22 protein-coding genes and 2 tRNA genes are annotated in these 18305 nt (G+C 71.4%); 12 read left to right on the plus strand and 12 right to left on the minus strand.

Features of this window, described 5'->3' with window-relative positions; genetic code table 11:
• Positions 1-15: 15 nt before the first annotated feature.
• Positions 16-87, minus strand: a tRNA-Thr gene (locus JWQ92_RS10335).
• A gap of 602 nt (positions 88-689) precedes the next feature.
• Complete coding sequence (locus tag JWQ92_RS10340; protein WP_297344376.1) at positions 690-1565, minus strand: aldo/keto reductase; 876 nt, start codon at positions 1563-1565, stop codon at positions 690-692.
• Between the two features lie 77 nt (positions 1566-1642).
• Here JWQ92_RS10340 and JWQ92_RS10345 point away from each other — a divergent pair, with 77 nt between their 5' ends.
• From JWQ92_RS10345 to JWQ92_RS10360, 4 genes are all read left to right on the plus strand, one after another.
• Positions 1643-2089 carry a MaoC family dehydratase N-terminal domain-containing protein gene (locus JWQ92_RS10345; protein ID WP_297344377.1) on the plus strand — a complete coding sequence of 149 codons (447 nt, stop codon included), beginning with the start codon at positions 1643-1645 and terminating at the stop codon, positions 2087-2089.
• Positions 2086-2499: a MaoC/PaaZ C-terminal domain-containing protein gene (locus JWQ92_RS10350; RefSeq protein ID WP_297344378.1), complete on the plus strand. Its 414-nt coding sequence runs from the start codon at positions 2086-2088 to the stop codon at positions 2497-2499. Before JWQ92_RS10345 ends, JWQ92_RS10350 begins: the two co-directional genes overlap by 4 nt.
• 5 nt (positions 2500-2504) lie before the next feature.
• Positions 2505-3713 carry a UDP-N-acetylmuramate dehydrogenase gene (locus JWQ92_RS10355; RefSeq protein ID WP_297344379.1) on the plus strand — a complete coding sequence of 403 codons (1209 nt, stop codon included), beginning with the start codon at positions 2505-2507 and terminating at the stop codon, positions 3711-3713.
• Positions 3714-3792: 79 nt separating this feature from the next.
• On the plus strand, positions 3793-3963 hold the full coding sequence (locus tag JWQ92_RS10360; protein ID WP_297344380.1) for a CsbD family protein: 171 nt from the start codon (positions 3793-3795) through the stop codon (positions 3961-3963).
• A gap of 49 nt (positions 3964-4012) precedes the next feature.
• Here the strand turns inward: JWQ92_RS10360 and JWQ92_RS10365 are convergent, their stop codons facing one another.
• Positions 4013-4240: a hypothetical protein gene (locus JWQ92_RS10365; protein WP_297344381.1), complete on the minus strand. Its 228-nt coding sequence runs from the start codon at positions 4238-4240 to the stop codon at positions 4013-4015.
• Positions 4241-4475: 235 nt separating this feature from the next.
• Here JWQ92_RS10365 and JWQ92_RS10370 point away from each other — a divergent pair, with 235 nt between their 5' ends.
• Positions 4476-5033, plus strand: a complete 558-nt coding sequence (locus tag JWQ92_RS10370) for a hypothetical protein (RefSeq protein ID WP_297344382.1) — start codon at positions 4476-4478, stop codon at positions 5031-5033.
• 3 nt (positions 5034-5036) lie between these two features.
• On the opposite strand, the gene JWQ92_RS10375 is transcribed toward JWQ92_RS10370, so the two are convergent.
• From JWQ92_RS10375 to JWQ92_RS10400, 6 genes are all read right to left on the minus strand, one after another.
• Positions 5037-5660, minus strand: coding sequence for a response regulator transcription factor (locus tag JWQ92_RS10375; protein WP_297344383.1), 624 nt, complete (start codon positions 5658-5660; stop codon positions 5037-5039).
• Positions 5657-6805 (minus strand): sensor histidine kinase, encoded by a 1149-nt coding sequence (locus JWQ92_RS10380; RefSeq protein WP_297344384.1) that lies wholly within the window; start codon positions 6803-6805, stop codon positions 5657-5659. Before JWQ92_RS10380 ends, JWQ92_RS10375 begins: the two co-directional genes overlap by 4 nt.
• A 1-nt stretch (position 6806) precedes the next feature.
• On the minus strand, positions 6807-7667 hold the full coding sequence (locus tag JWQ92_RS10385) for an ABC transporter permease (RefSeq protein ID WP_297344385.1): 861 nt from the start codon (positions 7665-7667) through the stop codon (positions 6807-6809).
• Positions 7664-8542, minus strand: a complete 879-nt coding sequence (locus JWQ92_RS10390) for an ABC transporter ATP-binding protein (protein WP_297344386.1) — start codon at positions 8540-8542, stop codon at positions 7664-7666. The genes JWQ92_RS10385 and JWQ92_RS10390 overlap by 4 nt, the downstream gene beginning before the upstream one ends.
• A 91-nt stretch (positions 8543-8633) precedes the next feature.
• Positions 8634-8981: a Pr6Pr family membrane protein gene (locus JWQ92_RS10395; protein WP_297344387.1), complete on the minus strand. Its 348-nt coding sequence runs from the start codon at positions 8979-8981 to the stop codon at positions 8634-8636.
• A 4-nt stretch (positions 8982-8985) separates the two neighbouring features.
• On the minus strand, positions 8986-10191 hold the full coding sequence (locus tag JWQ92_RS10400; protein ID WP_297344388.1) for a pyridoxal phosphate-dependent aminotransferase: 1206 nt from the start codon (positions 10189-10191) through the stop codon (positions 8986-8988).
• A 107-nt stretch (positions 10192-10298) separates the two neighbouring features.
• Between JWQ92_RS10400 and JWQ92_RS10405 the strand changes: the two genes are divergently transcribed.
• From JWQ92_RS10405 to rplA, 6 genes are all read left to right on the plus strand, one after another.
• Entirely contained in the window at positions 10299-11066 is a 768-nt protein-coding gene (locus tag JWQ92_RS10405) for a glucose 1-dehydrogenase (RefSeq protein WP_297344389.1), read from the plus strand.
• A 214-nt stretch (positions 11067-11280) separates the two neighbouring features.
• Positions 11281-11353 (plus strand) — tRNA-Trp (locus JWQ92_RS10410).
• A gap of 33 nt (positions 11354-11386) precedes the next feature.
• Positions 11387-11659 (plus strand): preprotein translocase subunit SecE, encoded by a 273-nt coding sequence (secE, locus tag JWQ92_RS10415; RefSeq protein ID WP_297344390.1) that lies wholly within the window; start codon positions 11387-11389, stop codon positions 11657-11659.
• Between the two features lie 90 nt (positions 11660-11749).
• Positions 11750-12817 carry a transcription termination/antitermination protein NusG gene (gene nusG / locus JWQ92_RS10420; protein WP_297344391.1) on the plus strand — a complete coding sequence of 356 codons (1068 nt, stop codon included), beginning with the start codon at positions 11750-11752 and terminating at the stop codon, positions 12815-12817.
• A 276-nt stretch (positions 12818-13093) separates the two neighbouring features.
• Positions 13094-13522: a 50S ribosomal protein L11 gene (gene rplK / locus JWQ92_RS10425; RefSeq protein WP_297344392.1), complete on the plus strand. Its 429-nt coding sequence runs from the start codon at positions 13094-13096 to the stop codon at positions 13520-13522.
• 15 nt (positions 13523-13537) lie between these two features.
• Positions 13538-14230 (plus strand): 50S ribosomal protein L1, encoded by a 693-nt coding sequence (gene rplA / locus JWQ92_RS10430; RefSeq protein WP_297344393.1) that lies wholly within the window; start codon positions 13538-13540, stop codon positions 14228-14230.
• 85 nt (positions 14231-14315) lie between these two features.
• On the opposite strand, the gene JWQ92_RS10435 is transcribed toward rplA, so the two are convergent.
• The 3 genes from JWQ92_RS10435 to JWQ92_RS10445 all read right to left on the minus strand — a co-directional run bounded on the left by JWQ92_RS10435 (position 14316) and on the right by JWQ92_RS10445 (position 17759).
• Positions 14316-15326, minus strand: coding sequence for an NADP-dependent oxidoreductase (locus JWQ92_RS10435; RefSeq protein WP_297344394.1), 1011 nt, complete (start codon positions 15324-15326; stop codon positions 14316-14318).
• 185 nt (positions 15327-15511) lie between these two features.
• A complete protein-coding gene (locus JWQ92_RS10440) occupies positions 15512-16195 on the minus strand; it encodes an ABC transporter ATP-binding protein (RefSeq protein WP_297344397.1) in 684 nt (227 codons plus the stop codon).
• Between the two features lie 49 nt (positions 16196-16244).
• Positions 16245-17759 (minus strand): ABC transporter permease, encoded by a 1515-nt coding sequence (locus JWQ92_RS10445; protein ID WP_297344395.1) that lies wholly within the window; start codon positions 17757-17759, stop codon positions 16245-16247.
• Positions 17760-17925: 166 nt separating this feature from the next.
• Here JWQ92_RS10445 and JWQ92_RS10450 point away from each other — a divergent pair.
• The coding region (locus tag JWQ92_RS10450; RefSeq protein WP_297344396.1) for a response regulator at positions 17926-18305 on the plus strand (380 nt) is incomplete at its 3' end.

The following is an 18305-nucleotide window of genomic DNA, read 5'->3' on the forward strand; positions in this document are numbered from 1 at the left end:
GGCGACAGGAGTCCGAGCCCCGAAAGAGGATTGAACTCTTGACCTTCTCCTTACCATGGAGATGCTCTACCACTGAGCTATCGGGGCGCTGACGAGCCCATCCGGGCCCGAAGCAGCATCGAGCGTAGCATCCCGCTCCCGCCGCCCCAGGACGTCCGGGCCCGCGTCGTCGCCCGACGGATGGACCTCCCACGTCGTCCCCCACGTCGTCTCGCGCCACGTCCGCCGGCGGCCCTCTCGCCGCCCCGCGGGGCTGTCGGTGGAGGGCGCAACACTGCCTCCAGAGGGCGACACGCCGTGCCGCAAGGGCCCGATCCGCGTCGTTCCGGGAAAGTCCCCCGCGACACGCCGAACACAACATGTAGGGCGTGACTCGGGAGGTCGCCCCGGTATATAGTGGTTGAACCACCGCGAGAGCGGGGGATGCACTACTTCATCACCACCGGTTCACGCAACTGGTTCACCACGGGAGGATCGCCATGAACTTCGACACCGAGAGCATCGACGGCTACGCGGTTCCGGTCGACCCGATGGATCTGCTGCAGTGCGACAGCTGCCAGTGAGTCGCTGACCGGATCCGGTCACCGGAACGCCCCGCGACTCCCGATCGCGGGGCGTTCCGCCGTTTCCGGCCCGAGACGTCGAGAAGCCCGGCCCCCGAGGGACCGGGCTTCTCCTGTCTTGGAGGATCAGGCCTGCGAGAGGCGCTGCACCTCGTCGTCGGACAGGGCGAGCGTCGCCGCGTGCACCGAGTCCTCGATGCTCTCCGGCCGGGAGGCGCCGGGGATCGGGATCACGACCGGTGCGAGGGCGAGCTCCCAGGCGAGGCACACCTGCTGCGGGCTCACCCCGTGGGCGTCGGCGACCTCCTGGAAGGCGGCATGCGCCGAGCCGAGATCGCCGGCCTTGCCGATGCCTCCGAGCGGGCTCCACGGCAGGAACGCGATGCCGAGCTCGCCGCAGAGCTCCAGCTCCCGGAGCGAGGAGCGGAACGCCGGCGAGAACTGGTTCTGCACCGACGCGAGCCGGCCGCCGAGGATCTCGTTCGCCTGCTGGATCTGGTCCGGGTCCGCGTTGGAGATACCCGCCATGGCGATGACGCCGGTGTCGAGCAGGTGCTTCAGGGCACCGATCGAGTCCGCGTACGAGACCTTCGGGTCGGGGCGATGGAACTGGTAGAGCCCGATCGACTCCACCTCGAGCCGCTCACGCGACGACTCCGCCGCCCTGATGAGGTACTCGGGCCGCCCGTCCACGTCCCAGGCACCGCCCGGCCGGGTGTGACCGCCCTTGGTGGCGACGAGCACGTCGCCGGCCTCGCCTTCGTAGGTGGCGAGGGCGCGAGCGATCAGCTGCTCGTTGTGCCCGAAGTCCGTCTCGTCCAGGCAGTAGGCGTCGGCGGTGTCGATGAGGGTCACGCCCGCGTCGAGCGCCCGATGGATGGTCGCGATCGCCCGGGCCTCGTCGGGTCGTCCGTCGATGGAGAGCGGCATGCCGCCGAGTCCGACGGAGCCGACCTGCCGGGAGCCGAGGATGCGGGTGGGAAGCGTGGTGGTGACAGCCATGCGGCCAGTCTGCGCGACGCGCGTGAGCGGGCCCTGACCGTCGGCTCGCGGGAACCGCCCGCCGGTACGATCCCTGCATGCCCTCGCCCGCCGACGTCCTCGGGACCACGTATCCCGACACCGAGCCGTATCTGGTGGGGCGCGAGAAGGTGCGCGAGTTCGCCCGGGCGGTCGGGTCGACGGATCCGGTGAGCCTCGACCCGGCCGCAGCCCGGGCAGCCGGCTTCGCCGACGTCGTCGCACCCCCGACGTTCGCCGTCGTCGTTCAGGAGCGCACGCTGGTCCAGCTGCTCGCCGACGATCGTGCCGGCATCGAGCTCTCCCACGTCGTGCACGGCGAGCAGCGCTTCGTCAGCTCCCGCCCGATCGTCGCCGGAGACGCCCTCACGGCGCGGATGACGATCACGAGCGTGAAGTCCCTCGGCGGCAACGCGATGATCACCGCCGAGTCCGAGATCCGCGACGAAGCGGGGGAGCACGTCGTCACGGCCGTCTCCACGCTCGTCGTCCGGGGTGATGCATGACCGACGCGGCATGGACGGTCGGTGAGGTCGTCGCCGCCGGCTCCTTCCCCATCGACCGCGAGACGCTCGTGCGCTATGCGGGCGCGTCGGGCGACTTCAACCCCATCCACTACCGGGACGACGTGGCGCAGTCCGTGGGCCTGCCCGGCGTGCTCGCCCACGGGATGCTGACGATGGGCGTCGCCGTGCAACCGGTCGTCGAACGCTTCGGCGCCGCGGCCGTCAAGCAGTACGGGGTGCGCTTCACGAAGCCCGTGCCTGTGCCCCCCGCGGGCGGCGTCGTGCTCGACGTCACGGCCAAGGTCGGCGCGGTCGACGAGGCGGCCGGCACGCTGCGCGTCGACCTCACGGTCGCCGTCGACGGCGCCGTCGTGCTCGGCCGCGCCCAGGTCGTCGTCGGGATCGGCTAGCCGCCGTGGCCACCGCGCCGGGCACCACGCGGCTCGCGGATCTCACCACCTTGCGCGTCGGTGGCCCCGCCCGCGAGATCGTCACGGCCACGACCCGCGACGAGGTCGTCGCCACAGCCCGCGCCGCGTGGGACGAGGACGAGCCCCTGTTCGTGCTGGGCGGCGGATCGAACGTCGTGTTCGGCGACGACGGGTTCGACGGCACGGTGCTCCACGTCGCCACCCGCGGCATCACGCGCCTGCCGCTCGCTCGGACGGCGACGGTGCCCTCGATGCCGGCGAGCGACGCCGATCGCCTCCGCTCCCTGTCCCGGTCCCTCCGGCCGCCGCAGCAGCGCGAAGCGGTCCGGCTGCGTGCGGAAGCGGGTGAGCCGTGGGACGAGCTCTGCGCATACGCAGTGGAGCGGGGGTGGGCCGGCATCGAAGCGCTGTCCGGCGTGCCCGGATCCTGCGGCGCGGCGCCCATCCAGAACATCGGCGCCTACGGGCAGGAGCTCGCCGCCACGTTGACGGCGGTCGAATTCCTCGACCGTGCCACCGGGGTGGTCAGCCGTGTGCCCGCGTCCGCGCTCGAGCTCGGCTACCGCACCTCCGTGTTCAAGCACGGGCGCGAGGGCGTCGTGCTGGCGATCGAGCTGCAGCTCTTCGGGCCGGGGGAGGGGCGCCCCGCGCTCAGCGCGCCGGTCGCCTACGCGCAACTCGCCGACGCCCTCGGCGTGCCGCTCGGCAGCCGGGTGCCGAGCGCCGCCCTGCGCGACACGGTGCTGCAGCTGCGGGGCCGGAAGGGCATGGTGCTGAACCCCGATGACCCCGATTCGGTGAGCGTCGGCTCCTTCTTCACCAACCCGATCGTCAGCGAGTCCTTCGCCCGGACCCTGCCCTCGTCCGCGCCGCGCTGGCCGACGACCGACGACGAGGCCGACATCGTCGTGCCGCTCGGTTCCGAGCTCCCGCCGCGACCGGTACGGAACCAGGAGCCGCGGGTGAAGCTGTCCGCAGCGTGGCTGATCGAGCGTGCCGGCGTCCACCGCGGGTTCCGGCTGCCGGGCTCGCATGCACACCTCTCGACGAAGCACACCCTCGCGGTCGTCAACGGCGGGGGCGCGACGGCGGAGGAGGTGCTGCAGCTCGCCCGCTACATCCGCAACCTCGTGCAGATCGAGTTCGGGGTGCTGCTGCAGCCCGAACCGGACATCGTCGGCGCCGTGCTGTGATCCTGGGAATCGGGTCGCCGTCAGGCGGTTCCCCAGCTTCGGGGTCCAGCGTTGTGGACTCCTGAACGAAAGGAGCTGTATGGCTGCGGACGACAAGGTGCAGAACGAAGCGGAGAAGCTCGGCGGCAAGGCCAAGGAAGCCTTCGGCCGCGCGACCGGCGACGACGAGAAGGTCGCCGAAGGTCGTGGGGACCAGGCATCCGGGAGCCTCAAGCAGGCCGGGGAGAACGTCAAGGACGTCTTCCGCTGACGTATGCGGTGATACGGCGGACGGGCTGAGCCCGTCCGCCGTTCCCGTCTCAGGCGGTCGGTGCGCCCGTCGGGATCGTCGTCGGCGCCGTTTCGACGCGGGCCGCGGGCCGGGGGAACCAGGAGCGGTGCGGTGCTCGGCGGGCGACCGTGATCGAGGTTCCGCATTCGCGGCAGTCGAAGGTCACCCTGGTGCGGCGCCACCGGAGGTCGAGTGAGGTGCCGCACTCCCGGCACATGATCGCGCCGAAACCGTCGAACGCGTCGTCGTCGATCATCTCCGACCTCCGGTCTGGGCGCACGCCGTCGTTCTCGGCGGAGGATCAGTATGCGGTCGCGCAGGCCTTCCGCCGGAAGAAACGCGGGTCCAGGACGGCCGCTGCCCTGGGAACCCGTGGCGGTGTCGCGGCTCCTGCACGGCGTGCGCCCGGCATCGCCAGCGGGTCCTCCCAGGCGCGCCTGCTGCCCTGGAGGGTCTGAATCGACGACGGCCCGAACCGAAGGAGACCATCCGTGTCGCAACGCAACACCCTCGTCCGAAGCCTGCACGACCTCGGCCTGGCCGCCTGGTTCGGGGGCACCCTCATGGGCGCCGTCGGGCTCAACGGAGCCGCCGCCAAGGCGCAGGACCCGACGGAGCGGCTGCGGCTGTCGTCGATCGGCTGGGGTCGGTGGGCCCCCGTCGAGCTCGCCGCGATCGTCACGCACGGCATCGGTGGCGTCGGGCTCATCCTCGGCAACACGGGCCGGCTCGCGGTCCAGGGCGAGGCCCGCAGCAACACGATCGTGAAGCTGGGCTTCACCGCGCTGGCCGGCACGGCGACGCTCTACTCGGCGTTCCTCGGCACGCGGATCGCGAAGCACGCGAACGAGGGCGCGGAGGGCGTCACGGAGCCGGGCGCGACGACCTCGAAGGAGCTCGCCGGCGTGCAGCGCCAGCAGAAGCTGCTGCAGTGGACGTTGCCGCTCCTCACCGGCGTGCTCGTCGTGCTCGCCGCTCAGCAGGGCGAGCAGCAGCGGCCGGCCGCGGGCTTCGTGAAGCGCACCGTCGACAGCGTGCTGCACCGCTGACCGTCAGCGCAGCAGCCCGAGCTCCATCGCGCGGGTGACCGCCCGGGTGCGGTCACCCACACCGAGCTTCTCGAACACGTGGAGCAGGTGGGTCTTCACCGTCGCCTCCGAGACGTGCAGCCGCCGGCCGATGTCCGGGTTGCTCAGCCCCTCCGCGACCAGCCCGAGCACCTCCCGCTCGCGGTCGCTCAGGCGTGGGGCCGCCTGCTGCTGGCGGATGCCGCGGGCGAGCGCCGCCGCGATGGCCGGCGCGATGACCGTGCCGCCCCCGGCGACCGACCGCACACCCGCGAGGATCTCGGCCTCCGGCGCCGCCTTCAGGAGGTAGCCGCTGGCGCCGGCCGTGATCGCCTCGAGGATCGCGTCGTCGCTCTCGTACGTCGTGAGCACCACCACGCGCGTGCCCGGCAGGGCGGCGGTGATCCGCCCGGTCGCCGCGGTGCCGTCGAGCCCCGGCATCCGCAGGTCCATCAGCACGACGTCGGGCCGGGCGGCGAGCGCGGCGGCGACGGCCGCCTCTCCGTCGGCGACGGCGTCGACCACCTCCACGTCGTCGGCCTCGTCCAGCAGCGCGACGATCCCGGCCCGCACGATCGGGTGGTCGTCCGCGACCAGCACGCGGATCACCGCGCCACCACCCCGGTGCCGACGGGGATGCGCACGGTGAGGCCGGTGCCGCCGTCGGGCCGGTCCGCGAGCTCGAGCGCGCCGCCGACGAGCGCGACGCGGTCCCGCATGCCCGCGACGCCGAAGCCGTGGCCGGGCTGCTCCGCAGGAAGCCCCACCCCGTCGTCGACGACCGCCAGCACGACGTCGCCGCCCACCGTGGTGACCGTGAGCTCGACCCGGCGGGCGCCGGCGTGCTTGCGCACGTTCGCGAGCGCCTCCTGCGCGCAACGGAGGAGCACCACCTCGAGCGCCCGCGGCACGTCGGCATGCACGGATGCGTCGACCATGACGCCGGTCTCGCGGGCGAAGCGGTCGGCGAGGACCCCGATCGCACCGCTCAGGCCGCCCTCGAGCGGCACGGGTGCGCCCGCGGCGACGAGTCCGCGCGTCTCCGTGAGGGCCTCCCGCGCGGTCTCCTCCAGCACGGCGAGGCCCACGTCGTCGGGGTGCCTGCGCCTGGACCGTTCGGCGAGCATCACGATGCCCGTGAGGCTCTGCGCGATGGTGTCGTGCAGCTCGCGGGCCAGCCGCTCCCGTTCGGCCGCGACGCCGGTCTCCCGGCTGAGTGCCGCGACCTCGTCCTGTGCCGTCCGCAGCTGCTCGGCGAGTGCGCGCCGCTGCTCGCTCAGCATCGCGATGCGGGTGATCCACACCCCCATGACGAGACTGAACGCGAGCGACAGCGACTGGACGACGACGGCTTCGAGCACGCTGCGCGAGGAGATCGCGTAGCCGACGCCCATGCCTGCAGCGAGCGCGACGTTCGCGGCGATCGCGCTCCGCAGGCCGGGCGTGATCGACCAGACGAGCGGGAACGCGACGGTCTGCCACGTCGCGAACGCGGGATCGACGGAGGCGCCGACGAGGGCGACCGCGACGATCAGGACGGTGAACGGGAGCCATCCCCGCGCGCCGTCGAACGTGCGGCGCCCGAAGATCCACCACGCCAGGACGAAGACGGCGAGGGCCGACCAGGCGACGAGCGGTGCGGGCGGCGGGAAGGTCAGCGTGACGATCGTGCCGGTGACCGCGCTGACGACGAGCACACCCAGGTGCCACCACACGGTCTCCTGGGGCCTGTCGTCGACGTCGGGATCGGTCATCTCAGCGGTCCTTGCGCACCCAGCGGAAGGTCGCGAGCGCGATCACGAGTCCCACGACGGCCCAGCCGCCGATCATCAGCGCGGCCGTGCCGAGGTCCCAGGTGCCCGTCTGCTCCGCGGCGGCGAAGCTGTCCGGCAGGAAGACGGACCGCATGCCCTGCGCCACCCACTTCAGCGGGAAGATCCCGGCGATCGACTTGAGCCAGTCGGGCAGGTCGCCGAAGTTGAAGTAGACACCCGAGATGAACTGCAGCACGAGCAGGATCGGCACGATCACGGCGCTCGCCGATCGGCCGGACCGGGGCAGGCCCGAGATGCCGATGCCGAGCACGACGGACATGAGCACGGAGAGCAGGAAGATCCAGGCGAACCGACCCCAGAGCGCCGGGGTGCCCGGGAGGGCGACGGCGAACGCGAAGTGGGCGACGGCGAGCAGCAGCACGAGCTGGGCGATCGCCGTCACGAGCACCATGCCGACCTTGCCGAGGAAGTAGCTGCCGACGGGCAGCGGCGAGCCGCCGAGCCGCTTCAGGGTGCCGTCGCTGCGTTCGCCCGCGATGTCGATGCCGAGGTTCTGGACGCCCGAGAGCACGATGCCGGAGGCGACCAGGCCGGGCAGGTAGTAGGCGGCGATGCTGATGCCGCCGTGGCCGTGCCGGTCTCCGCCGACCGTGCCGGAGGCGCTGAAGGCGGCCGCGAAGATCAGAAAGATCACGGTGGGGAACAGGAAGGTGAAGAACACGGCGTCCCCGGCGCGGAAGTAGGAGCGCACCTCGTAGCGGGCGCGCTCGACCCCGAGCGCGAGCACGCGGCCGAGCCGCGGGCGGGCGGGGACCGGTGCGGCGGTCTCGATGGTGGTCATGCGAGCTGCTCCTCCAGGGTGTGCTGGCCGATGAGGCCGAGATAGACGTCCTCGAGGCTCGGGCGTACGACCTCCAGCCCGGTCGGTTCGCCGCCGTCCGCCACGATCCGGGCGACGAGACACCCCGGCTGCTCCGTGCGTTCCTCGTGCCGGCCGTCGGCGTCCTGCCAGCGGACCACGGGGATCCGGTCGGCGGGGGAGCCGATCGTGTCGATCCGGCCGATGTCGACGAGCCGGCCACCCACGATGACCGCCGCGCGGTCGGAGAGCTCGGCGGCCTCGTCGAGGTAGTGGGTGGTGAGCAGGATCGTGGTGCCCTCGGCCTTGAGGGACCGGATGAGGTCCCAGAACCGGCGCCGCGCCTCGGGATCGAAGCCGGTGGTCGGCTCGTCCAGGAACAGCAGCTCCGGTCGCCCGACGATACCGAGCGCCACGTCCAAGCGCCGTCGCTGCCCCCCGGAGAGGGCTCGTACGCGGGTGCGGGCCGCCTCCGTGAGGCCGACGGCCTCGAGCGTCGCGTCCACGTTCCGGGGACGCGGATAGAAGGAGGCGAAGTGGGCGAGCTGCTCGCGGACCGGCACGGAGCCGGCCTCGGCGCTCGACTGCAGCACGATGCCGAGCCGCGCCTTCCAGTCGACGCCTCCGCGCCCGGGGTCGACCCCGAGCACGCGCGCCTCGCCCCCGGTGCGCCGGCGGTAGCCCTCGAGGATCTCGATGGTCGTGGACTTGCCGGCCCCGTTCGGGCCGAGCAGCGCGAACGTCTCGCCGTACTCGATGTCGAACGAGACGCCGGCCACGGCGGTGCGGTCGCCGTAGCGCTTGGTGAGGTCCCGTACGGCCACCACGGGCTCGCGGGATCCGGTCGTCGTCGTCATGGGTCCATCGTGGCGGGGACGGGGCCCGCTCACAGCCCTCCTTCGGGTGAACTCCTCATCCACCGGTCGGTGGATGCCGCCCGCAGTCGTGTCAGGCGGGCGCGGCGGCGAGGTCGCGCCGCGGGGGCACCCGGTCGGCGAGCCGCAGCACGAGCCCGACGGCCACGAACGCGAGCGCGACGAGGGCCGACATGCCGGCGACGAACGCGTACCCGTTCTTCGGATCCAGGAACGGGTACGGCACCCAGCCGTCCGTCGCGCCCCGGACGAGCACGACCGTCAGCCACACCGCCGGGTAGAGCAGCAGCACCCATGTGAGGCGCAGCGGGGTGCGGAGGCGGTCGGGCGCGAGGAACCAGTCGACGAGCGCGAACAGCGGCGTCACGACGTGCACGACGGTGTCCGCCCACGGCAGCGGCACGCCGCCCGCCGCGTTCACCCGATCAGCCGAAGAAGCGCGCGAGGCGGTCGACGCCCTCGGCCAGTGCGTCGTCGCCGAGCGCGTAGCTGAAGCGGAGGTAGCCGCTCGGCCCGAACGCCTCGCCGGGCACCACCGCCACCTCGCACTCCTCGAGGATCAGATCGGCGAGCTCGAGCGTGGTGCTGGGGGTGCGCCCGCGCCACTCCCGTCCGAGCAGGCCGGTGACGTCGGGATACACGTAGAAGGCGCCCTGGGGCGTCGGTGTGCGGAAGCCGGGGATCCTGTTGAGGCCCTCGACGATGGCCGTGCGCCGGCGGTCGAACGCCTGCCGCATCGCCTCGATGGGCTCGTGAGGCCCGGTGAGTGCTGCGACGGCGGCCCGCTGGGCGACGTTGTTCACGTTCGAGGACAGGTGCGACTGCAGGTCGCCTGCGCCCTTGATGACCGCTGCGGGCCCGACCATCCAGCCGACGCGCCACCCGGTCATCGCGTAGGTCTTCGCCACGCCGTTCACCAGCACCGTCTGGCCGGCGAGCTCCGGCACGGCCTCGACGATCGACACCGCGCGCACGCCGTCGTAGACGAGGTTCTGGTAGATCTCGTCGGTCACGACCCAGAGGCCGTGCTCGAGCGCCCACTCGCCGATCGCCCGCGTCTCCTCGGGGGAGTAGACGGATCCGGTGGGGTTCGACGGCGAGACGAAGAGCAGCACCTTCGTCCGCGAGGTGCGCGCCGCCTCGAGCTGCTCGACGGTGACGCGGTACTCCTGGTCCGCGCCGGCGAAGACGCCGATCGGCGTGCCCCCCGCGAGCTTCACGACCTCGGGGTAGGTCACCCAGTACGGGGAGGGGATGAGCACCTCGTCGCCCTCGCCGACGAGGGTCATGATCGACTGGTAGACGGCATGCTTGCCGCCGTTCGTGATGATCACCGACGACGGCGAGACCTCGAGGCCGCTGTCGCGGCGCGTCTTCTCGGCGACCGCCTCCCGCAGCTCGGGCAGACCGGTTGCCGCCGTGTAGTGGTGGTTGCGCGGGTCCCTGGTGGCTGCGGCGGCCGCTTCGACGACATGGGCGGGGGTGTCGAAGTCGGGCTCGCCCGCCGCGTAGCTGACGATCGGACGCCCGGCCGCCTTCAGGGCCTTCGCCTTCGCGTCGACCTTCAGCGTGGCGGATTCGGCGATACCGGCGATGCGCGGCGAGATCGGAGCGAGCGTGGATCGGGGCACGCCCCGAGCGTACCGCCGGTCATCACGCCGGCTCAGGCCGTGCCGGGTGCACGTTCAGCGAACGAGGACACCATGCGGAACGCATCCAGAAGGAACGAGGAGGACCCGTGCTGCTCACGGACAAGGTCATGGTCGTCACCGGCGGCAACAGCGGGATCGGCGCGGCCATCGTCCGCGCCGCCGCAGCGGAGGGCGCCAAGGTCGTCATCGACTACGTCGCCCACGAGGACGCCACCGCGAAGCTGGTGAACGAGATCAAGGAGGCGGGCGGCGAGGCGACCGGCGTCGAGGCCGACATCTCCAAGCCCGACGACCTGCACCGCATGATGCAGACGGCGATCGACACCTACGGGCGGCTCGACGTGCTCGTCAACAACGCCGGCATCGAGACCAGGCAGTCGCTGCTCGACAGCACCGAGGCCGACTACGACAGGGTCATGGCCATCAACATGAAGAGCGCCTTCTTCGCGTCCCAGGCGGCGGCGAAGCAGTTCATCGCGCAGAGCACGCCGGGCCTCATCCTCAACATCTCCTCGGTGCACGAGGACTGGCCCATGCCCGGGAACATCGCCTACTGCGTCTCGAAGGGCGGCATGCGGATGCTCACCCGCACGGCAGGCGTCGAGCTCGGTGAGTACGGCATCCGCGTGGTGAACATCGCCCCCGGCGCCGTCGACACCCCCATCAACGCGCAGACGACGAGCAACAAGGAGCTCCTCGGCAAGCTCACGCACGCGATCCCGCTGCGCCGGGTCGCTGAGCCCTCCGACATCGCCGACGTGGTCGTGTTCCTGGCATCCGGCAAGGCCTCCTACATGACCTCGACCACCGTCGTCGTCGACGGCGGCATCATGCAGGGCAGCGTGGGGCTGTAGGCCGCTGTCCGCACGACCGTTTCCACTTTCTGCGGTTCTGACGCTCTCGATGGCCGCAGAAAGTGGCGACCGTCGGGTCGGGGAGGGCGCGGAACCGGGCTTGCGGACCCGCCTGCGCTACACTCGCCTGTCAGTCGGAGCCGAACGCTCGCTTCGGCGTGCCCGGTCGCGCAGGCGTTCGGATGCTCGCCGGGAGACGGTCGACCGGCGCCCTAGGGCGGTGGCTCAATTGGTAGAGCAGCGGTCTCCAAAACCGCAGGTTGCAGGTTCGAGTCCTGTCCGCCCTGCGAAGGACGAGAACGAGAGAGGGTGAACCGCACGTGGCACGCAGACTGCTCGACACGCCCGGAGAGGACGTCGTCGCTGTCGCGAAGCTCGAGCGGCAGGCCCGCCGCGGGCCCTTCGCCCGTATCGCGCTCTTCCTCCGCCAGGTCGTGGCGGAGCTTCGCAAGGTGGTCACTCCCACCCGACGTGAGCTCGTCACCTACACCGCGGTCGTGCTCGGTTTCGTCGTCGTCATGATGGCGATCGTCTACGTCCTCGACATCGGGCTCAGTGCGCTCGTCGTGTTCCTCTTCGGCGGAGCCAGCTGACCCGATCGACCTAGCCGGACCCGCGCGACCCGCGCGCGACCGGTCTGCGGCCGTGCCGCACCACATTCGACGAGAAGGATCGACATTCCAGTGGCCAAGTCACATCGCGACGACCTCGACCTCGAGCCGGAGCTCGAGCAGGACTCCGGGCCCGAGGAGGCGGACGAGCGCCTCTTCGGCACCGACGACAGCCACCTGCCCTCCGCGCAGGAGGAGCTCGAGGAGGCCGTCGCCGGCGAGGGGCTCGTCGTCGTCGACGAGGACCCCGAGAACGAGGACGAGGAGATCGACGCCATCGAGCTCGCGGCCGACCCGGAGGCGGACGCCGCCATCGACGAGGCCCTCGAGGTGCACGACCCCTCCGACTACGCCGCCGCCGAGGCCGCGAGCGACGACGAGGTCGACGAGGCGTTCGAGGAGGCCACCGCGTCGGGCGCCGAGGGCGCGGCGGAGGGCATCTCCACCGATCTGGCGGACGAGGCCCAGGGCTCCGACGACGAGAGCGGCACCGCCGACGAGGACGAGACCCCGGTGGACCCCTACGACGCGTTCCGCCAGGAGCTCCGCGCCAAGCCCGGCAAGTGGTACGTCATCCACTCCTACGCCGGCTTCGAGAAGCGCGTGAAGCAGAACATCGAGCAGCGCAAGGGCTCCCTCGGCCAGGAGGACAGCGTCTTCGAGGTCCAGGTCCCGATGGAGGACGTGGTCGAGATCAAGAACGGCCAGCGCAAGCTGGTCAACCGCGTGCGGATCCCCGGCTACGTGCTCGTCCGCATGGACCTGAACGAGGACTCGTGGTCCGTCGTGCGGCACACGCCCGGCGTGACCGGCTTCGTCGGCAACTCGCACAACCCCACGCCCCTGCGGTTCCAGGAGGCGTTCGACATGCTGAAGGGCATGGTGCAGGTCGCCGAGGCGCCCGCGAAGGCGGGCATGGGCCCCAAGGGCGCGCGCGGTGCCGCCGCCCGCACGCCCATCCCCGCCGAGGTCGACTTCGAGGTCGGCGAGACGATCACCATCAAGGAGGGCTCGTTCGCGGGTCTCCCCGGCACGATCAGCGAGATCAAGCCGGAGAGCGGCAAGCTCACGGTGCTCGTCTCCCTCTTCGAGCGCGAGACGCCCGTCGAGCTGTCGTTCGACCAGGTCACCAAGCTCTGATGGTTTCGGATGCGCGAGCGCATCCGAAACGTCGTGGGCAGTCCGCCCAGCCGCGCGCGAGCGGCTGGGGTCCCGACCCGGCATCCGGGGCGGGCAGGGCTCCCGCCCTCATCGGTCACCCGGTCGGGTAGGATGGTCTGTCGGCCTTCGGGCCCACCCCCTGGTCGCCTCGATGCTGCTGCAGTCGTTCTCCGACCACGGGCCACCACGGCACGCATCCGGCGTGCGCGTGGGAGCGGACACGGATCCCCGTGTCCTCGACAGGAAGAAGGAATCATGGCTCGCCAGAAGAAGGTGACCGGCCTGATCAAGCTCCAGATCAAGGCGGGCGCCGCCAACCCGGCGCCGCCGATCGGGCCTGCGCTCGGTCAGCACGGCGTCAACATCATGGAGGTCTGCAAGGCGTACAACGCCGCGACCGAGTCGCAGCGCGGCAACGTCGTCCCCGTGGAGATCACCGTCTACGAGGACCGCACGTTCTCGTTCGTGCTGAAGACCCCGCCCGCCGCTGAGCTGATCAAGAAGGCCGCCGGCGTCGCGAAGGGCTCGTCCACGCCCCAGTCCGCGAAGGTGGGCCACCTCACCCGCGCCCAGGTCCGCGAGATCGCGGAGACCAAGCAGCCCGACCTGAACGCCAACGACCTCGATGCCGCCGCGAAGATCATCGCCGGCACCGCACGGTCCATGGGCATCACGGTCGAGTAGAGGAGGCGGACACTCATGGCACAGAAGAGCAAGGCGTACCGCGCTGCGGCCGCCAGGATCGAAGACGGCAAGTTCTACCTCGCGGACGAGGCGCTGACCATCGCCCGCGAGACCGGCTCGGCGAAGTTCGACTCCACGGTCGAGGTCGCCCTCAAGCTCGGCGTCGACGTGCGCAAGGCGGACCAGATCGTGCGTGGCACGGTCTCGCTGCCCCACGGCACCGGCAAGACGCAGCGCGTCATCGTGTTCGCGATCGGTCCGGCCGCTGAGGCCGCGATCGCCGCGGGTGCCGACGAGGTCGGCGGCGACGAGCTGATCGCCCGCGTCGCGGGCGGGTGGACGGACTTCGACGCCGCGGTCGCGACGCCGGACATGATGGGCAAGGTCGGCCGCCTCGGCCGAGTCCTCGGCCCGCGTGGCCTCATGCCGAACCCGCGCACCGGCACCGTGACCCCGGACGCAGCGAAGGCCGTCTCCGAGATCAAGGGCGGTCGCATCGAGTTCCGCACCGACAAGCACTCCAACGTCCACTTCGTCGTCGGCAAGGCCGGCTTCACGGAGGAGGCGCTGGCGGAGAACTTCAAGGCCGCGGTCGATGAGATCAACCGTCTCAAGCCCTCCGCCTCGAAGGGTCGCTACATCCAGAAGGCGTCGATCTCGACGACCTTCGGTCCGGGCATCCCCCTGGACGTGGCGGCGCTCGCGTAGGAGCACTCCCGCAGGACTGCACGACAGCAGCAGGACGGAATCGACGATTCCGTCCTGCTGCTGTCGTTCTCTCCTGCGGTCGACCTCAGTAGTCGGAGATCTGGACCACGACCTTGCCGCGCACGTGGCCGGCCTCCACGAGCCGTTGGGCGTCGGCGATGCGGTCGAGGGGGAACACCTCCTGCACGGCGACCCGGACGTCGCCGGAGTTGATCAGCCGGCCGATCACGGCGAGCGTGGCGGCGTCCGGCACCATGCGGTAGGTCGTGGCACGCACGCCGGCCCGGCTCGCGTCGTCCAGCAGGGTCGGCCAGCTGCCGCTCGGGACGTTCACGAGCAGCCCGCCGGGGCGGAGGACGTCCAGCGATCTGGGGCCGGTGTGGTCCTGCCGGTCGCCGACGAGGTCGATTACGGTGTCCACCTCCGCCACCACGTCCTCGAACCGCGTCGTGGTGTGGTCGACCGTCTCGTTCGCGCCGAGCTCCCGCAGCCAACCGGTGTTGCGGCCGGACGCGGTCGCGATCACGTGCGCACCGAAGTAGGCGGCGAACTGCACGGCGAAATGCCCCACGCCGCCCGCACCGGCGTGGATCAGGATCCGCTGGCCCTCATGCGCTTTCGCCAGCTCGACGACGGCGCCCCACGCGGTGATCGCCGCGAGCGGCACCGCCGCCGCCTCGGCGTGCGACAGCACCTTCGGCTTCGGTGCGACCTGCTGCGCCGGGACGGTCACGTACTCAGCGAAGCTCCCGGTCGCCCTGGGTGCCGCGCTCACGCCGTAGACCTCGTCGCCGGGCTGCAGCCGGAACGCCTCGTACGGCGCGCTGACCACCACGCCGCTGAAGTCGTGCCCGAGCACGGCCGGGAACGAGGAGACCCCGGCCGCCTCGCCCGCTCCGGACCTCGTCGTGATGTCGACGGGGTTCATGCCCGCCGCCACGACGCGCACGAGCAGCTCGCCGACGACGGGGACCGGCCGGGTCACGTCGCCCAGCCGCAGACCGCCGGCATCGCCGAACCGGTCGAGCAGCACCGCTCGCATCGTCTCGGCGCTCGCTGATGGGTTCACCACCGCGATGTCCTCGTGGAGTGTCATCGTGCCTCCGGTCCGTTCCGATCGGGCATCGTGCAGAAGCCCAATTCCATCGGTCCAGTGATTCCGCCCTGTTACGGCTGGGTCACCTCTTGGGAAAAGGACTCAGGGAAACAGGGGGACGGAACGGCCGGTCGAGCCCCGGGACGTCCGCCGCAGGCAGAGTCGCGGCCGGGCGTCGACCAGGATCAGACCTTGGCGGCGGCCTTCTCCATCACCCGCCCCTGCTTCAGGTGGATGCGCCGCTCAGCGCGATGCGCGACCCAGGAGTCGTGCGTGACGACGACCAGGGTCAGCCCGCGGTCCTTCCACACCGACTCGAGCAGGCCGACGATCTCGCCGCGGGTGTCCTCGTCCAGGGCGCCGGTCGGCTCGTCGGCCAGCAGCACCTGGGGCTGCTTGACGAGCGCCCGGGCTATGGCGACGCGCTGCTGCTGCCCGCCGGACAGCTCGCTCGGCAGGTGCGAGACGCGGTCGCCGAGCGCCACGGACTCGAGCGCCTCCTTCGCGCGGTCCCGGCGCTCGCGCTTGTCGACATGGGTCGGCGCGAGCGCCGTCTCCACGTTCTCCTGCGCCGTCAGGGTCGGGATGAGGTTGAAGCTCTGGAACACGAAGCCGATCTGCGTCGCGCGGACCCGGGTCAGCTCGGAGGCACCCATCCGGCCGAGGTCGGCACCGCCGAGCCGGATCGTGCCGGAGGTGGGCTTGTCCAGCGCACCCAGCAACTGCAGCAGCGTGGACTTGCCCCCGCCCGTCTGCCCCTGCACTGCGAGGAACTCGCCGTCTCCGATGGTCAGGTCCACGTCGACGAGGGCGGCAACGGGGCGCCCGCCCTGGCGGTAGGTCTTCGAGACGCGCTCGAGCTCGTACATGGTTCGGATCTCCTGGTCGGCTGGACGGTCGGTGCGGTGGCGCACGTCGCTACGCGACGCTGCGAAGGGCTTCTGCTGGGCGGAGGCGCGAGGCGCGCCACCCGCCGAAGGCACCGGCGATCAGGCCGCCGAGCACCGCCAACGCGACGGCGATGACGATCACGGAGGGGGTGATCGGCAGGGTGAGCACGATGTCCGACGCGCTGGTGACCGTGCGCGCCGCGGCCTGGCCGAAGCCACCGCCTGCGCCGAATCCTTCGCCGGTGCCGCCACCTCCAGCCGCACCGCCCGCCCCGCCGCCGAATGCGAACCCCCGGCCCGCTGCGGCGGCCGAGGCGGTCAGCGTCGGGTGGATGAGGTCGACCACGAGGATCGCGACGAGACCCAGCGCGATGCCGATCACGCCGCCGATGAGCCCCTGCACGAAGGACTCGCCGGCGACCTGCCCGACGATGCGGCCGTTGCTCCAGCCGATCGCCTTCAGCGTGCCGAACTCGCGGGTGCGGCGGGTGACGCCGGACACGGTGAAGAGCACCGCGATGAGGAAGGCCGCCGCGAGCACGAGCACCGACAGCCACAGGCCGAGCGAGTTGGCGAGCGAGGATGCGGTCGACAGCGAGCCGGTCACGGTCGATGCGAGGTCGGCCTGCGTGTTCACCGTCATGGTCGAGCCGAGGGACTTCTGCAGCTCCGCCTTCACCGTGTCGATCTGCGAGGCACTGGTCGCCTCGACGTAGACGCTCGAGACCTTGCTCGCGTCGCCGGCGAGGGTCTGCGCCGTGTCGAGCGGGACGTAGGCGTTCGAGGCGGACGAGCCGGAGGCGGCCGTCGACGTCACGATCCCGACGACCGTGAAGGTCTTGCCACCCAGCGAGACGGTGCTGCCGACCTTCTTGCTCGCGCTGGTCGCGTAGTCGGCATCGAGCACGGCGACGTCCTTGCCCGCGTCCGTGGCGGTCAACGAGCGGCCTGATGTGAGGGTGGCAGCCGTCAGCGGGCCGATGGTCGCGCCCTTCACGTCGTAGCCGAGCACGGTGACGCGGTCGACACCGAACGAGCTGCCTCCCGCGCCGTCGGGGCCGCCTGTGGGGCCTGTGGCGCTGCTGCCGCGCTGGCCGAACCCGCCGCTCTGCGCGCCCTGCGTCGGCAGCTGCCCGGTGAACGTGGTGTTCGAGAGGTTCAGCACGCCGGTGGCAGCCTTGACGCCGGTGGCGTTCGCCGCCTTCGTCACCGCCGACGCGGCGAAGACCGTCGTCCCCGGCTCGGTCGACAGCCGGCTCCGGCTGATCGACTGCGTGCCACCGGAGCTGCTGCCGGAGCCCGATCCGAACTGGAAGTTCTGCCTGCCGCCGTTCGCGGCCGCGGCGCTCGCCGCCTTCGTGACCGTGATGTCGGTCCCGACGCCGTAGACGTTCTGCAGCGCGGTGCCCTGCGCCGCCTTGACCCCAGCGGCTGCGGCGTTGACCAGGATCACGAGGGCGATCGCGAGCGCCATGCCGATGGCGATGATGATCGTCTGCCGTCGGCGGTTGGCCAGCTCCCGGCGCAGGTAGGTTCCGAACATGGGCGCGACGCTATTCGGCTCCCTGAGCGGGACCTGTCAGGACGCCTCTGTGCCGGCTATGAACGCGCTCATCGTCCGCTTGTCTCGACCATCGGCGGTTCCCAAGATCCGCATGCTTCATCCTCATGCGACTCATAGGAATCTGCAGTTCCCTGGAGGGGTGTCCATGACCCGTCCCGCCGCCTCCGAGGCCGCACCGCAGAGCCGTCCCCGCCTGAAGCACCCCGACGGCAGTCCCATCCGCGTCCTCGTCGTGGACGACGAGCCGACGCTCACCGACCTCCTTCAGATGGCCCTCCGCTACGAGGGCTGGGAGGTCAAGACCGCGTCCGACGGCCGCAAGGCCCTCGCCCTCGCCCGGGAGTTCCGACCCGACGCCATCGTGCTCGACATGATGCTGCCGGACATCGACGGCATGCAGGTGCTGGCCCGCGTGCGCCAGGACGGCCAGCAGACGGCCGTGCTGTTCCTCACCGCGAAGGACTCGCTCGAGGACCGCATCAACGGCCTCACCGCCGGCGGCGACGACTACGTCACCAAGCCGTT

It is taken from the genome of Amnibacterium sp. (assembly GCF_025463795.1).
Classification (GTDB): Bacteria; Actinomycetota; Actinomycetes; order Actinomycetales; family Microbacteriaceae; genus Amnibacterium.